Origin of the sequence: Micromonospora globbae (assembly GCF_003610785.1) — a bacterium.
GTDB lineage: Bacteria > Actinomycetota > Actinomycetes > Mycobacteriales > Micromonosporaceae > Micromonospora > Micromonospora globbae.
On the sequence record NZ_RAQQ01000003.1, the window covers coordinates 382,146 to 396,061 of the forward strand.

At 73.0% G+C, this 13,916-nt stretch carries 11 protein-coding genes; 9 read left to right on the top strand and 2 right to left on the bottom strand.

Features of this window, described 5'->3' with window-relative positions:
- Positions 1–271: 271 nt before the first annotated feature.
- The 7 genes from D7I43_RS06140 (at position 272) to D7I43_RS06170 (ending at position 8,340) form a co-directional block, all read left to right on the top strand.
- A complete protein-coding gene (locus D7I43_RS06140; RefSeq protein ID WP_192902084.1) occupies positions 272–1,603 on the top strand; it encodes a cytochrome P450 in 1,332 nt (443 codons plus the stop codon).
- Positions 1,600–2,502 carry a terpene synthase family protein gene (locus D7I43_RS33485; RefSeq protein WP_396844847.1) on the top strand — a complete coding sequence of 301 codons (903 nt, stop codon included), beginning with the start codon at positions 1,600–1,602 and terminating at the stop codon, positions 2,500–2,502. The genes D7I43_RS06140 and D7I43_RS33485 overlap by 4 nt, the downstream gene beginning before the upstream one ends.
- Positions 2,499–4,148, top strand: coding sequence for a prenyltransferase/squalene oxidase repeat-containing protein (locus D7I43_RS06150; protein ID WP_240032812.1), 1,650 nt, complete (start codon positions 2,499–2,501; stop codon positions 4,146–4,148). The genes D7I43_RS33485 and D7I43_RS06150 overlap by 4 nt, the downstream gene beginning before the upstream one ends.
- 124 nt (positions 4,149–4,272) lie before the next feature.
- Positions 4,273–6,852 carry a sensor histidine kinase gene (locus D7I43_RS06155; protein WP_120327395.1) on the top strand — a complete coding sequence of 860 codons (2,580 nt, stop codon included), beginning with the start codon at positions 4,273–4,275 and terminating at the stop codon, positions 6,850–6,852.
- Between the two features lie 90 nt (positions 6,853–6,942).
- A complete protein-coding gene (locus D7I43_RS06160; RefSeq protein ID WP_120327396.1) occupies positions 6,943–7,365 on the top strand; it encodes a roadblock/LC7 domain-containing protein in 423 nt (140 codons plus the stop codon).
- Between the two features lie 5 nt (positions 7,366–7,370).
- On the top strand, positions 7,371–7,757 hold the full coding sequence (locus D7I43_RS06165; RefSeq protein WP_120327397.1) for a DUF742 domain-containing protein: 387 nt from the start codon (positions 7,371–7,373) through the stop codon (positions 7,755–7,757).
- Positions 7,738–8,340 (top strand): GTP-binding protein, encoded by a 603-nt coding sequence (locus D7I43_RS06170; RefSeq protein ID WP_120327398.1) that lies wholly within the window; start codon positions 7,738–7,740, stop codon positions 8,338–8,340. The genes D7I43_RS06165 and D7I43_RS06170 overlap by 20 nt, the downstream gene beginning before the upstream one ends.
- Positions 8,341–8,485: 145 nt before the next feature.
- Here the strand turns inward: D7I43_RS06170 and D7I43_RS06175 are convergent, their stop codons facing one another.
- Entirely contained in the window at positions 8,486–11,341 is a 2,856-nt protein-coding gene (locus D7I43_RS06175) for an aconitate hydratase (RefSeq protein ID WP_120327399.1), read from the bottom strand.
- 153 nt (positions 11,342–11,494) lie between these two features.
- Here D7I43_RS06175 and D7I43_RS06180 point away from each other — a divergent pair, with 153 nt between their 5' ends.
- Together D7I43_RS06180 and D7I43_RS06185 are read left to right on the top strand one after the other, a co-directional pair.
- Positions 11,495–11,851 (top strand): VOC family protein, encoded by a 357-nt coding sequence (locus D7I43_RS06180; protein WP_120327400.1) that lies wholly within the window; start codon positions 11,495–11,497, stop codon positions 11,849–11,851.
- A gap of 77 nt (positions 11,852–11,928) precedes the next feature.
- A complete protein-coding gene (locus D7I43_RS06185) occupies positions 11,929–12,576 on the top strand; it encodes a DedA family protein (protein ID WP_120327439.1) in 648 nt (215 codons plus the stop codon).
- A 115-nt stretch (positions 12,577–12,691) separates the two neighbouring features.
- Here D7I43_RS06185 and D7I43_RS06190 read toward each other — a convergent pair whose 3' ends face one another.
- Positions 12,692–13,348 carry a C39 family peptidase gene (locus D7I43_RS06190; RefSeq protein ID WP_120327401.1) on the bottom strand — a complete coding sequence of 219 codons (657 nt, stop codon included), beginning with the start codon at positions 13,346–13,348 and terminating at the stop codon, positions 12,692–12,694.
- Between the last annotated feature and the right edge of the window lie 568 nt (positions 13,349–13,916).

Sequence of the window (13,916 nt, forward strand, 5' to 3'; positions counted from 1 at the left end):
CGCCGGCCGGGCGGTGGGAGGGGGCGCCGGCCGGGAGAAGCGCGCGGATGTGCGAAACGGGCCACTCCCGCGCACGAGCCTTACCAGCGGCGCACCTGCGCGCCGTGAAATTTTCTCCGGACGCGACTAGAGAAGTTTGACTCGGCAATGGCATGCTCGGTCGAGTCCTGACTCCACATAGTCGTTCCACGACGCACAGTCGCAACAAGGGGGTTCGGCGCAGGTGCATTCGCCACACATCGGGCAGTCCGCCACCCGACGAGCGCGCACCATCCCGCTGCACCAGGTGGTGCCGAGCCTCCTCCGTGACCCGGCGCGTGCCCTCATCGCCCTCGGCAACCGGACCGGCGGGGAACTCGTCCGGATCAACGTGGGCTCGTTCCGGCCGTACCTCGTCACCCACCCGCGCCACGTCCAGCACGTGCTCCGCGAGCGGGCCGACAACTACGAGCGTGCCGGCGACGGGCTGTTCTGGCGTCCGGTGAAGCGGCTGTTCGGCGAGGGCATCCTCGGCGAGGGGCAGATCTGGTCGGCCAGCCGCCGCACGCTCCAGCCGATGTTCACGGCCAAGCGCATCGAGGCGCTCGTCGACGGCATGGCCGAGGCCATCCGGGAGGCCGTCGACGAGCTCGACGCGCCGTCGCGCGACGGCCGGATGGTCGACATCGGAGTCGAGCAGTCCCGCATCGTCTGCCGGGCCATCATGAAGGTGCTCTTCGGCGACAAGATCTCGGTGCCGGACGCCATGCGGGTCGTCGACGCGCAGGACGTCATCGCGACCGCCGTCATCCCCCGGATCGTCGTGCCGTTCGCGCCGCTGTCGCTGCCGATGCCCGGCGACCGGCCGTTCCGTCGCGCGAAGCAGATCGTCGACGACGTGCTGCTGCCGATCGTCCGCGCGTCCAAGGCGACCGCCGACGAGGGCGACGACGTCATCTCCACGCTCTGGCGGGCGCGTACGGAGGACGGGCGGCAGCTCAGCGAACAGCAGGTGCGCAACGACACCGTGGCGATGTTCGCGGCCACCACCGAGACCACGATCAACGTGCTCACCTGGCTGTGGCCGCACCTCGACGAGCGCCCGGACGTCGCCGAGCGGCTGTACGAGGAGATCGCCCGGGTGGTGGGCGACGGGCCGGTCCGGCGCGAGCACCTCACCCAGCTGCCGTACACCCGGATGGTCCTCGACGAGCTGCTACGGCTCTACCCGATCGGCTGGATCATCCCGCGGCGCGCGGTGGCCGACGACGTCATCGACGGCGTGGAGGTGGAGGCCGGCGCCACGATGGTCGCGAGCCCGCTGATCACCCAGCGGATGGCGGCGTTCTGGGACCGGCCGGACGAGTTCGACCCCGACCGGTTCGTCCCCGAGCGGGTCCGCGCCCGGCACCGCTACGCCCACTTCCCCTTCGGCGGCGGCCCGCACCAGTGCCTCGGCATGTACCTGTTCTACCTGGAGGCGCAGCTCATCCTGGCCACGATGCTGAGCCGCTACCGGTTCCGGCTGCGCCGCTCCGGCGTACCGGGCCTGCGTCTCGCCGCCGCGCTGCGGCCGCGGACGCGGGTGGAGCTGACGCTCGTGCAGACGGCGGACGCGGCCTGAGCATGACGCGGACCCAGCGACCGGGCGACGAGCTGGACCTCGCCGCCGAACAGGGCAGGATCTGCGCGCTCGCCGCGAAGGGGCAGCGCGACCTGCAACGGGCGGCCGCCGCCCACCCCGACCTCTTCTCCGCCCGGCCGTTCGACCCGGCCCTGTTCAGCAGCATCGCGCTCGCGATGGCCTTCAGCGCTCCGACGTGCACGGTGGACGAGCTGCGGTTCGCCAACCGGGCGGTGCTGTGGGGCTTCGCCGTGGACTGGCAGGTGGACTACCTCGCCAAGTCCCGTGAGGACGTCGACCGTGTCGTGGCCGACACGCTCGCCGTGGTCGACGGCGCCGCGCCCGGGGCGGAGGACGCGCTCGGACGGTTCCTCGCCGAGCTGCGCGACGAACTGGCCCGGACGCCGGGCTACGCGCGGGCGCGGGGCGTGTGGCGGGAGGAGGTCGCCCGCACGCTGGCCGCGATGGCCCGGGAGTGGGACTGGCGCGAGGCCACGGCGGGCGGGCGGCCGCCGAGCTACGAGGAGTACCTCGACAACGCCGACAACCTCGCCTGCACGGTGGTCAACGTCGCGCACTGGATCCGTACCGGCGACGCCGGCGTGCACGATCGGCTTCCGGAACTCGTCGCCGCCAGCGACGAGGTGCAGCGGGTGCTGCGGCTCGTCAACGACCTCGCGACCCACGACCGGGACCGGGAATGGGGCGACCTCAACGCGATCACCCTGGTGGGCGACGCCGACGAGGTGGCGCGACGGGCCGCCGCGCTGACCGCCCGGTGCCGCGAGACGCTCGCCGACCTGGCCGGCCGGTTTCCCCGCGAGGCGGACTACCTGACCCGGCAACTCGGCTACACCAGTGGCTTCTACGGCTCGACGGACTTCTGGGGGGCGCGGTGAGCGGCGGGCCGTGGGAGCAGACCGCGGCGGAGCGTCCCGCGCCGGGCGGTGGGGCGGGCGCGGCGTCGACCGGTGGGGCGGGCGCGGCGCTGGCCGAACGGTCGGCGCGCGACCCGGGCGGCGACCTGGTCGCCTCGATGCTGGCCGAGCCGGCCGGACGGTCCTCCCCGTCGGTGTACGAGACGGGCCGGCTGGTCAGCCTGGCGCCCTGGCTCACCGGCCACGGCGAGCGGATCGCGTGGCTCGTACGGACGCAGCGGCCCGACGGGGCGTGGGGCGCGCCGGACGGCTACGCCCTGGTGCCCACGCTCAGCGCCACCGAGGCGCTGCTCGCCGTGCTGCGCCGCGGTGACGGCGGTTTCGCGCGGGAGCGGCTCGGCCAGGTCGCCCACCGCGGCCTGCGTGCGCTCCACGACACGCTGACCGGGCCGGGGGCGCCGCCGCCACCGGACCTGCCGGCGACCGACCTCATCGTGCCCGCGCTGACCGACCTGATCGCCGGGCACCTCGACGCGCTGCGGGAGCGGCCGGACCTCGGCGACTGGGACGCCGCGCCCCGGCCACCGCTGCCCGTCGGCCTGGACGGCGGCCGGCTGGACCGGGTCCGGATGCTGCTCGCCGCCGGCCGTCCGCTGCCGGAGAAGCTCGCGCACGCGCTGGAGGTGGTCGGCCCGGCCGCCCGCCGGGCCGTGGGCGTCGGCCCCGTCGGCCCCGGCACCGTGGGCGCGTCACCGGCCGCGACGGCCGCCTGGCTCGGCCCCGATCCCGGCCCGGCGCACCCGGCCCGGGCCTACCTGGAGGACCTCGTCCGGCAGTACGGCGGGCCGGTGCCGTGTGCCAGTCCGATCACCGTGTTCGAGCGGTCGTGGGTCCTCGGCACGCTCTGCCGGGCCGGCGTCCCGGTGCGGGTGCCCGACGTCCTCACCGCCGAGCTGCGGGACGCCCTCGGGCCCACCGGCACACCGACTGGTCCCGGCCTGCCGGCGGACGCCGACACGACATCGGTCACCGTGTACGCCCTCGCCCGGCTGGGCCAGCCCGTCGACCCGACGGTGCTGCGGGCGTACGACACCGGGGAGCACTTCTGCACCTGGCCGGGGGAGGACGGGGCGTCGGTCACCACCAACGCGCACGTGCTCGACGCGCTCGGGCACCTGCTGCCGTACGGCGGGCCGGCCGCGCCGTGGCTCGCGTCCGCGGTGGACCGCGTCACCCGGTGGCTCCTCGACCAGCAGGAACCGGACGGACGCTGGTCCGACCGCTGGCACGCCTCCCCGTACTACGCGACCTGCTGCGCCGTGCTGGCCCTGACCGGGTACGGGAGTGCCGACGCGGCGCGGCGGGCGGTCGACCGGGCGGCGTCCTGGGTGCTCGCCGGGCAGCGGCCGGACGGATCCTGGGGACGCTGGTCGGGCAGCGCCGAGGAGACGGCGTACGCGGTGCAGACGCTGATCGCCGCGGGGAACCGCGACGGCGCCGGTGCGGCGGCGCTCGCTCGGGGCGCGGCCTGGCTGTCCGAGGTGGACGATCACGACGGCGCGCCGGAGCTGTGGCACGACAAGGACCTGTACCGTCCCACGCTGATCGTGCAGGCAGCGGTGCGGGCGGCCCGGTGGCTCGTACGCCCGGAGGCCGGCGGCGGCTGACCGGCGCGCGACCATAGTCGACGGTGCCATGATCAGGACCGCTTGAGTGAACAACCCGACACTGCTAGCGTGCGCCGGAGTCGATGAGTGCACACATGAGCAGATATCCGGCCAGGACGGTGTGATGGGTTCCCGCAGTACGAATCTCCGTACAAAAGTCATTGCCCTGCTCGTGTCGCTGGTCGCCCTCTGGGCCTTCGCGGCGTGGGTCACCGTCCGGGACGGGTTCAACCTGCTCGGCGTGCAGACGCTCAACTCGCGGGTCTTCGAGCCCAGCGATCCGCTGCTCGTGCAGCTCCAGAAGGAACGCCGGCTGTCGCTGGCGTACCTCGGCGGGCCGGACGCGGCGCAGCTCGAGCAGTTGGCCGCGGAACGGCGTCGCACCGACGACTACGCGGCGACCTTCCGTGAGTCGGTACGGGACTGGCGCACCGAGGTGCCGGCGAGCAGCCAGCTCGAACAGCGCATCGACGAACTCCTGGGCGACCTGGACCGGCTCAACGAGACGCGGGCCGGCGTCGACGCCCGGAACGTCGACCGCGCGACCACCATGGCGGCGTACGTCGGCGTCATCGACTCGATCTTCCGCGTGTTCGACGCGCTCGGCGGTCTGGACGACCCGCAGATCGCGCAGGAGACGGCGGCCCTCATCGACCTCAACCGGGCGCGCGAGCTGCTGTCCCAGGAGGACGCCCTGCTGACCGGCGCGCTCGCCGCCGGGCGGATAACCGCGGCCGAGCAGGCCCAGTTCGCCCACCTCGTCGGCGCGCAGCGGTTCACCACGGAGCAGACGGCCGTGGACCTGGCCCGCACGGACCGCGAGCGCTTCCAGAACCTCGTGGCGAGCGACGAGTTCCAGCGGTTCCGCGCGCTGGAGGACCAGATCGTCCGCTCCCGCAACGTGCCGGGCCGGCCCCCGGTGTCGGCGGCCGACTGGGACGCCGCCGTGTCGCCGGCCATGCAGAACCTGCGCGACGTCATCATCGCCGGCGGCGAGGACGTCGTGTCCCGCGCGATGCCCGTGGCGATCGGGGTGATCGTGCGGCTGGTGCTCGCCGCCGGTCTCGGCCTCATCGCCGTGGTCGCCTCCATCATCGTGTCGATCACCACGGCCCGGTCGCTGCTGCGGCAGCTGGAACGGCTGCGCGAGGCGGCGTTCCAGCTGGCCAACGAACGCCTGCCCAGCGTCGTGGAGCGGCTCGGTCGCGGCGACGACGTCGACGTGGCCAAGGAGGCGCCGCCGCTCGAGTTCGGCCACGACGAGATCGGCCAGGTCGGCAAGGCCTTCAACGTGGTGCAGGAGACGGCGATCCGCACCGCCGTCGAGCAGGCCGAACTGCGCCGCAGCGTCCGCGAGGTCTTCCTCAGCCTGGCCCGGCGCACCCAGGCGCTCGTGCACCGGCAGCTCACCCTGCTCGACGCCATGGAACGGCGCGAGCAGGACGCCGAGGAACTGGAGGACCTGTTCCGGGTCGACCACCTGGCCACCCGGATGCGGCGCAACGCGGAGAACCTCATCGTGCTCTCCGGCTCCACCCCGGGCCGGGCCTGGCGGCGCAACGTGCCCATGGTGGACGTCATCCGGGGCGCGGTGGCCGAGGTCGAGGACTACACCCGGGTCAACGTGCTGCCGATCGGGCGGGTGTCGCTCGCCGGCCGGGCGGTCGGTGACGTCATCCACCTGCTCGCCGAGCTCATCGAGAACGGCCTGTCCTTCTCGCCGCCGAACACCACGGTCGAGGTGCGCGGCCAGATGGTGGCGAACGGGTTCGCCATCGAGATCGAGGACCGGGGCCTCGGCATGAGCCCCGAGGACCTGGCGGCGGCCAACCACCGGATCACCGACCGGTCCGAGCTGAACCTCGCCAACGCCTCCCGCCTCGGCCTGTACGTGGTGAGCCGGCTCACCGAGCGCCACGGTGTGAAGGTGCAGTTGAAGGAGTCCGCGTACGGCGGCACGACCGCCGTCGTGCTCATCCCGAGCGAACTGGTGACGAGCGCCGACGACGACCCGGACACCTCCGGCGGCATCCCGGCCGCCGCCCGGGCCGCGGGCGCCCCCGCCGCGAAGGTGGCCGCCGGAGGCCCCGCCGACACGGGGGTCGGCGGTTCGGACACGCCGGTCACCGCCCCCGCGCCGGCCGGCCCGGTCGCCGCCCAGCCGGCCGCGCCGGTGGCGCTCGCCGAGCCGCCCGCCGACCCGTCCGCGAACGCCGAGACGGCCGTCGACGGGGAGACGCTGCCCACGCGTACCCGCACGGTGCCCCCGGCCGACGGCGGGCTGCCCACCCGCACCCGCCGTACCCCCGAGCCGCAGGCCGCGCTCGACGGGCCGACGGTGCCGACGGGCCTGCCGATGGCGGTGCCGCGGCCCGTGGCCGACGCCCCCGCGACGGGCACCGGCGGACCCGGCGCCGAGGGCGGTCCGCTCCCGGCGCGGATCCAGCCGGCACGGACCGACTCCGGGCTGCCGGTGCGGGTCCGGCAGGCCAGCATCGTTCCCGAACTGCGTGACGATCCGGCGGCGACCGCCGCTGATGACGACGACGAGGAGATCGTGCGGCCGCCCGAGCAGGTGCGCCGGATGATGAGCTCGTACCAGAGCGGAACCCGCCGGGGCCGGACGGAGGCCGCCCGCCTCATGGGCGACGACGCACCGGAGCCCGGGCCCGCCCCGGACACCGACGAGCAACAAGCGACCTGACCTGTGCCGACGGTGCGGAGGTCCGCCCGCGACGGAACGGTCAGACCCAGACGAAGACGGCTAACCAGCCGTGGGAGAAGAGGACGACGAGTGGCCCAGAAGACGGCATCGAGTGCCGACCTGACGTGGTTGCTGGATGATCTGGTCGGCCGGGTGAAGCAGGCCGAGCATGCGGTCGCGCTCTCGACGGACGGCCTGTTGATGGCCTCCTCGCAGGGGCTCAGCCGGGACGACGGAGAGCACCTCGCCGCCATGGCGGCGGGCATCCAGAGCCTGGCCCGGGGCGCCGGCAAGCGGTTCGGCGGCGGCCAGGTGCAGCAGACCATCATCGAGATGCAGTCCTCGTTCCTCTTCGTCACAGCGGCCGGGCGCAACGCCTGTCTCGCCGTGCTGGCCAGCGAGGACGCCGACATCGGCCTCATCGCGTACGAGATGGCGATGCTGGTCACCCGCGTCGGCAAGCACGTGGCGTCGCCGACCCGGACGGCCGAACAGCCGCCCGGCGAGAAGTAGCCGCCATGACGGTGCAGGGGGAGTCCGCGGAGCACCAGTGGGTGGACGACCACGCCGGGCCGGTGGTGCGCCCGTACGCGGTCACGCGCGGCCGCGCCCGCCCGGTCACCGGCACTTTCGATCTGATCTCGCTGGTCACGGCGACCCGCGCGGACGTGAGCGCGGAAGTCGGCCTCGGCCCGGAGCACCTGGCAATCGTGGGGCTCTGCCAGCGTGTGCAGTCCGTGGCCGAGATCGCCGCCCACCTGGACCTGCCGGTGGGCGCCATCCGGGTCCTACTGGGTGATCTGGTGGCCCGCAACCTGGTCCAGGTCCGCGAGCCGCGCACCTCGGCCGGCCTTCCCGACAACAGTGTTTTCGAGGCGGTAATCAATGGACTACGGGCACTCTGAGCGGCCCGCCGGAGCGACCCCACTGCCGACCGCGATCAAGATCCTGATCGCGGGTGGCTTCGGCGTCGGCAAGACCACCATGGTCGGTGCGGTCAGCGAGACGCGCCCGCTGCGGACCGAGGAGGTGCTGACCGAGTCCGGCGTCGGCATCGACGACCTGTCCGGGGTGGAGAGCAAGAGCACCACGACGGTCGCCATGGACTTCGGTCGGATCACGATCAGCGACGACCTGGTGCTCTACCTCTTCGGCACGCCCGGGCAGGACCGCTTCTGGTTCGTCTGGGACGAGCTGGCGCTCGGCGCGATCGGCGCCGTGGTGCTCGCCGACACCCGCCGGCTGGCCGACTGCTTCCCCTCCATCGACTACTTCGAGGGGCGGGGGACACCCTTCGTGGTGGCGGTGAACTGCTTCGAGGGCGCCAAGCAGTACCGGCTGGACGAGGTGCAGGCGGCGCTCAACCTCGACCCCGGGGTGCCGGTGCTGCTCTGCGACGCCCGCCGGCGGGAGTCCAGCAAGGAGGTGCTCATCACCCTCCTGGAGCACGCCATGAAGACCCGGGACGCCCGCCGCACGCTGGACTGAGCCGGCCGTTCCCGGCCGGCTGATACGGGCCCCCGGCCATCTGGTCGGACCGCGGCTCCGGTGCCGGACCGCCGACCGCCGCGGCCGTGACGACGAGCAGGGCCCCTCCCCGCGAGCGCGGGGAGGGGCCCTCGTCCGTCGTACGTCAGCTGTTGATCATCCGGCGCAGCACGTACTGCAGGATGCCGCCGTGCCGGTAGTAGTCCGCCTCACCGGGGGTGTCGATCCGGACCACCGCGTCGAACTCGACGCCCGTGTCGGTGCTGACCTTGACCGTACGCGGCGTCTCGCCGTCGTTCAGCGCGGTCACGCCGGTGATGGAGAACGTCTCCGTGCCGGTCAGGCCGAGCGAGTCGGCGTTCTCGCCGGCGGGGAACTGCAGCGGCAGCACGCCCATGCCGATCAGGTTCGAGCGGTGGATCCGCTCGTACGACTCGGCGATGACCGCCTTGACGCCCAGCAGCATGGTGCCCTTCGCCGCCCAGTCCCGCGACGAACCCGAGCCGTACTCCTTGCCGGCCAGCACGACCAGCGGGACGCCGGCCTCCTGGTAGGCCACCGAGGCGTCGTAGATCGTGGTCTGCTCACCGGTCAGGTGGTTGACCGTGAAGCCGCCCTCGACGCCGGGGACCAGCTGGTTGCGCAGCCGGATGTTGGCGAACGTGCCCCGGATCATCACCTCGTGGTTGCCCCGGCGGGATCCGTACGAGTTGAACTCGTGCCGCGGCACGCCGTGCTCGGCCAGGTAGCGGCCCGCCGGCGAGTCCGGCTTGATCGAACCGGCCGGGGAGATGTGGTCGGTGGTCACCGAGTCGCCCAGCTTCGCCAGCACCCGGGCGCCGGTGATGTCGCCGACGGCCTTCGGCTCCCGCTCCATGCCCTCGAAGTACGGGGGCTTGCGCACGTACGTCGACTCGCCGTCCCACGCGAACGTGTCGCCGGTCGGGGTGGGCAGCGACTGCCAGCGCTCGTCGCCGGCGAAGACGTCGGCGTACGCGGAGCTGAAGCCGGTGGCGCCGATCGCCGAGGAGATGACGTCCTGGATCTCCGCGCTGCTCGGCCAGATGTCGCGGAGGAACACCGGCTGCCCGGAGCTGTCCTCACCGATCGGCTCGTTGGCCAGGTCGATGTCCATGGTGCCGGCCAGCGCGTACGCGACCACGAGCGGCGGGGACGCCAGGTAGTTCATCTTGACGTCCGGGTTGATCCGGCCCTCGAAGTTGCGGTTGCCGGAGAGCACCGAGACGACCGCGAGGTCGGCCTCGTTCACCGCCGCGGAGATCTCCTCCGGCAGCGGGCCGGAGTTGCCGATGCAGGTGGTGCAGCCGTAGCCGACCAGGTGGAAGCCGAGCTTCTCCAGGTACGGCGTGAGGCCGGCGCGCTCGTAGTAGTCCATGACGACCTTGGACCCGGGGGCCAGGGTGGTCTTGACCCACGGCTTGCGGGACAGGCCCCGCTCCACCGCGTTGCGGGCCAGCAACGCCGCACCGATCATGACCTGCGGGTTCGAGGTGTTGGTGCAGGAGGTGATCGCGGCGATCACCACGGCGCCGTGGTCCAGCTCGAACTCGGTGCCGTCCGCGCCGGTGACCCGGATCGGGTTCGTGGCGCGCCCGCCGGCGCCGACCGCCGCGGTCTCCAGGTCGCGCGGGGCGTCGGCCGGGTCCTCGACCCCGTTGGCCGGGGAGTCGCTGGCCGGGAACGACTCGGCGCTGGCCTCGTCGGCGTGGCCCACGACCCCGTACGGCTTCTCCAGCTGCGGCACGCCGGGCTTGCGCTCCCGGTCACCGCCGGTCTCGTCGGCGGCCACGTAGTCCTTCAGGGCCGAGCGGAACAGCGTCTTGGCGCTGCCCAGCGGCACCCGGTCCTGCGGGCGCTTCGGGCCCGCGAGGGACGGCTCGATGGTGCCCAGGTCGAGTTCGAGGCGCTCGGAGTACTCGGGCTCGGCGTTCGGGTCGTGCCAGAGGCCCTGCTCCTTGGCGTACGCCTCGACGAGCGCGACCTGCTGCTCGGTGCGGCCGGTGAGCTTCAGGTAGCGGACGGTCTCCTCGTCGATCGGGAAGATCGCCACGGTGGAGCCGTACTCCGGCGACATGTTGCCGATGGTGGCCCGGTTGGCCAGCGGCACGGCGCTCACGCCCGGCCCGTAGAACTCGACGAACTTGCCCACCACGCCGTGCTTGCGCAGCATCTCGGTGATGGTGAGCACCAGGTCGGTGGCGGTGGTGCCGGCCGGCATCTCGCCGGAGAGCTTGAAGCCGACGACCCGCGGGATCAGCATGCTGACCGGCTGGCCCAGCATGGCGGCCTCGGCCTCGATGCCGCCGACGCCCCAGCCGAGCACGCCGAGGCCGTTGACCATCGTGGTGTGCGAGTCGGTGCCGACGACCGTGTCGGGGTACGCCTGGCCGTCGCGCTCCATGATCGTACGGGCCAGGTACTCGATGTTGACCTGGTGCACGATGCCCGTGCCGGGCGGGACCACCTTGAACTCGTTGAACGCGGTCTGGCCCCAGCGCAGGAACTGGTAGCGCTCCTTGTTGCGCTGGTACTCCAGCTCGACGTTGCGCGCGAAGGCGTCCTCGCGGCCGAACAGGTCGGCGATCACCGAGTGGTCGATGACCAGCTCGGCCGGGGCGAGCGGGTTGACCTTGCCGGGGTCGCCGCCCAGGTCGCGGACGGCCTCGCGCATGGTCGCCAGGTCGACGACGCAGGGCACGCCGGTGAAGTCCTGCATGAGCACCCGCGCCGGGGTGAACTGGATCTCCACGCTCGGGTCGGCGGTGGGATCCCACGCCCCGAGCTGCCGGATGTGGTCGGCGGTGATGTTCGCGCCGTCCTCGGTCCGCAGCAGGTTCTCCAGCAGGATCTTCAAGCTGTACGGCAGCCGGTCGTGGCCGTCCACCTTGTCGATCTTGAAAATCTCGTAGCTCGCGTCTCCGACGCGTAGCTGGGTCTTCGCACCGAAGGTGTCGAGGCTCGCCACGTCGTACTCCTTCACACCAGCGACCGTGTCCTGAGCAGTCTGTCGCACCGGTCCGGGTGCCGCCGAGGTTAGGCGACACTTACCGGCGTCCCGCACTCAAACAAAACCGTACGTCCGTCTTGCTATGAGCGCAACCTCGTGCCAGTCTGCGGAACGAGGAGGTGTTCCATGATCCATCACGTCCAGCTCGCCTGTCCGCGCGGCTCCGAGGACGCGTCCCGGGCGTTCTACGTCGGCGTGCTCGGGATGACGGAGAAGCCGAAGCCACCGGCGCTGGCCGCCCGCGGCGGGTGCTGGTTCACCGGCCACGACGCCGAACTGCACCTGGGCGTCGAGGACGACTTCCGGCCGGCCCGCAAGGCGCACCCCGCCCTGCTGCGCCCCGACCTCGACGACCTGGCCGCGCGGCTCACCGCCGCCGGCGCCCCGGTGGTGTGGGGCGACGGCGAGCTTCCCGGGATGCGCCGGTTCCACACCGAGGACGTGCACGGCAACCGGCTGGAGTTCCTCGCTCCGGCGGAGTGACCGGCGACGCGTCCCCGCACCTCGCCGGGTCCCGTCGCCCCCGGGTAGCGTTCGAGCGCCGGACGGGGAGGGTGGGCGTGCTGGACGTACAACACTGGCTCGTGGCGCTGCCGCCGCTGGCGGTCTACCTGACCGTCGCCGGGGTCATCGGGGTGGAGAGCGTGGGCGTGCCCCTCCCCGGCGAGATCACCCTCCTCAGCGCGGCGCTGCTCGCCGCGACGGGGGTGGTCGAGCCGGCGTGGGTGGCGGCCGCCGCCGCGCTCGGCGCCGTCGTCGGCGACTCGCTCGGCTACACCGTCGGCCGCCGGGGCGGCCGGCCGTTGCTCGCCCGGCTGGGTCGGCGCTTCCCCCGGCACCTGGGCCCGGAACACCTCGCCCGGGCCGAGCAGACGTTCGCCCGGCACGGGGTCTGGGCGATCTTCCTGGGCCGGTTCGTGGCGCTGCTGCGCATCCTGGCGGGGCCGCTGGCCGGGGCGCTGCGCGTGCCGTACGGCCGGTTCCTGGCCGCCAACGCGGCCGGCGGGCTCGTCTGGGCGTTCGCCACCACCTACCTGCTCTTCCACCTCGGCCGCGTGGCCGAACACTGGCTCAGCAGCTTCTCCTGGGCGGGGCTCGCCCTGGCGGTGCTCGCCGGTCTCGGCAGCACGTGGTGGCTGCGGCGGCGCGCGCGCCGCGCACACGGGCAGGCCGAGCGCGAGGAGGCGGTGCCCGGCGCGCCGCGCTGAGGTGGGTTACGGCGGGCGCCCCACGGCGGGGGCGTCCCGCGCCGGGACGACGAAAGGGCCCGGCCCCCGGTTGGGGGTCGGGCCCTTTCGCTTGTGGTGGTGCGCCTCGGTTGGGTCAGGAGGCGCTGTAGCCGCGGGTGGCGATCCAGTCGGCCAGGTTGTCCACGCTCATCCAGTAGGAGGCGGTGGCCGGGTCGGCCGAGTCGGCGATCTTCACCTCGTGGCCGCCGTCGCGGTAGCCGACGACGCTGATGTAGTGCCCGCCCTCGAAGGAGTGGGTGTTGCCGTCGGTGTCCACGGCGGTGCCGGCGATGTTGGCGACCACGGCGCGGCCGTCGTCGACGGTGTCGACGATGTCGGTGCGCAGCTTGTCGGTCTGCTTCTCATCGGCGGTCGGGCTGGAGATCTCGACGCTGTGGTAGGCGTTCTTGCCGGTTTCCTTGTTCAGGACGGGGGTGATGTCGTTGATGGAGTTGGTGCCGGCTTCGGTGGTGCCCATTTCCTTGGCCATGGCGTCGACGTTGATGTCCTTGCCCTGGACGGAGAGGGCGTTGCGGGTGGCGGCGGGGCCGCAGTAGTAGAAGTTGGGCTGGGCCTCGTAGCGGACGTTGAGTTCGCGTTGGCCGTGGTCCTTGCGGTTCTGGACCTGCGCGGCGGGCTTGCCCTCGGCGGGGGCGGCGTGGGCGGCGATGGCGGGGCCGGCGATGCCGCCGCCGGTGGCGGCGATGGTCGCGGCGGTGAGGGCGGTCTTGCGGATCAGATCGGTACGCATGATGGGTGCCTCTCTGGTCGGGGGTGTTTCGGGGGTGTGCGGCACACGCGCGGGGGTGTGCCGTGAGGATTCGGGGGCGCCGGGGGTGGTGCCTGCTCGGCGCGGTGGTGCCTGCTGGGCGCCTCGGGGGTGTAACGGTCCGGGCCGGGGATGCATTCCACCGGGCTCGGGGCCGCGTCGCACGGGCTCGGAACCGCGGCGGCCGGGCTTGGGCGCGGCGGCCGGCCGGGTCGTAGAGGCTTGGCCGGTGGCCGGTGGCCGGTGGCCGGTGGCCGGTGGCCGGTGGCCGGGGTTGGTGCTCGCCGGGGGTTCGTGCGTGGGCCGCGGGGGTGGCTGCTTCGCCCGGCGTCGGCATGTTCAACGACGCGGGGGTGGGCATGATTCCGCCGTGGGGGTGGCCCCGACCACGGCACACCCGACCCCACAACCGGACATGACGCCGGTCGCGTCCGCGCTGGTGGTGTAAGAGACGGCCATCGCGGGATCCGGTCTGATGTTAGGCGGCGATCGGTGCCGCGTTGGTCTGGTCGGTGTCGTGTTGGTCGGGCTGGACGGGGATGAGTCGGGC

Bases quoted from the DNA above. Each gene is read 5' to 3' on its own strand.
- D7I43_RS06170 (WP_120327398.1), top strand. From the start codon at position 7,738: ATGGACTACGGGCACTCTGAGCGGCCCGCCGGAGCGACCCCACTGCCG.
- D7I43_RS06155 (WP_120327395.1), top strand. From the start codon at position 4,273: ATGGGTTCCCGCAGTACGAATCTCCGTACAAAAGTCATTGCCCTGCTC.
- D7I43_RS06180 (WP_120327400.1), top strand. From the start codon at position 11,495: ATGATCCATCACGTCCAGCTCGCCTGTCCGCGCGGCTCCGAGGACGCG.
- D7I43_RS06190 (WP_120327401.1), bottom strand. From the start codon at position 13,348: ATGCGTACCGATCTGATCCGCAAGACCGCCCTCACCGCCGCGACCATC.
- D7I43_RS06165 (WP_120327397.1), top strand. From the start codon at position 7,371: ATGACGGTGCAGGGGGAGTCCGCGGAGCACCAGTGGGTGGACGACCAC.